This is a genomic window from Corynebacterium sp. ACRPJ (assembly GCF_022347345.1).
Classification (GTDB): Bacteria; Actinomycetota; Actinomycetes; order Mycobacteriales; family Mycobacteriaceae; genus Corynebacterium; species Corynebacterium tuberculostearicum_D.
Genome location: NZ_JAKRNC010000036.1, coordinates 1 through 820, shown reverse-complemented (window position 1 = coordinate 820; position 820 = coordinate 1). Strand labels below are relative to the sequence as shown.

Here is an 820-nt window from a genome sequence, read left to right as displayed (position 1 = left end):
GGCACTGTTGCAAATAGTCGGTGGTGATAAACTTATCATCCCCTTTTGCTGATGGAGCTGCACATGAACCCATTCAAAGGCCGGCATTTTCAGCGTGACATCATTCTGTGGGCCGTACGCTGGTACTGCAAATACGGCATCAGTTACCGTGAGCTGCAGGAGATGCTGGCTGAACGCGGAGTGAATGTCGATCACTCCACGATTTACCGCTGGGTTCAGCGTTATGCGCCTGAAATGGAAAAACGGCTGCGCTGGTACTGGCGTAACCCTTCCGATCTTTGCCCGTGGCACATGGATGAAACCTACGTGAAGGTCAATGGCCGCTGGGCGTATCTGTACCGGGCCGTCGACAGCCGGGGCCGCACTGTCGATTTTTATCTCTCCTCCCGTCGTAACAGCAAAGCTGCATACCGGTTTCTGGGTAAAATCCTCAACAACGTGAAGAAGTGGCAGATCCCGCGATTCATCAACACGGATAAAGCGCCCGCCTATGGTCGCGCGCTTGCTCTGCTCAAACGCGAAGGCCGGTGCCCGTCTGACGTTGAACACCGACAGATTAAGTACCGGAACAACGTGATTGAATGCGATCATGGCAAACTGAAACGGATAATCAACGCCACGCTGGGATTTAAATCCATGAAGACGGCTTACGCCACCATCAAAGGTATTGAGGTGATGCGTGCACTACGCAAAGGCCAGGCCTCAGCATTTTATTATGGTGATCCCCTGGGCGAAATGCGCCTGGTAAGCAGAGTTTTTGAAATGTAAGGCCTTTGAATAAGACAAAAGGCTGCCTCATCGCTAACTTTGCAACAGTGCC

The 820-nt window shown here is 52.2% G+C and carries 1 protein-coding gene; it reads left to right on the top strand.

Annotation, left to right across the window (positions count from 1 at the left end; translation table 11 throughout):
• The first annotated feature begins 63 nt into the window (after positions 1-63).
• Positions 64-768, top strand: coding sequence for an IS6-like element IS26 family transposase (locus MHY08_RS11585; protein WP_001067858.1), 705 nt, complete (start codon positions 64-66; stop codon positions 766-768).
• Positions 769-820 lie beyond the last annotated feature (52 nt).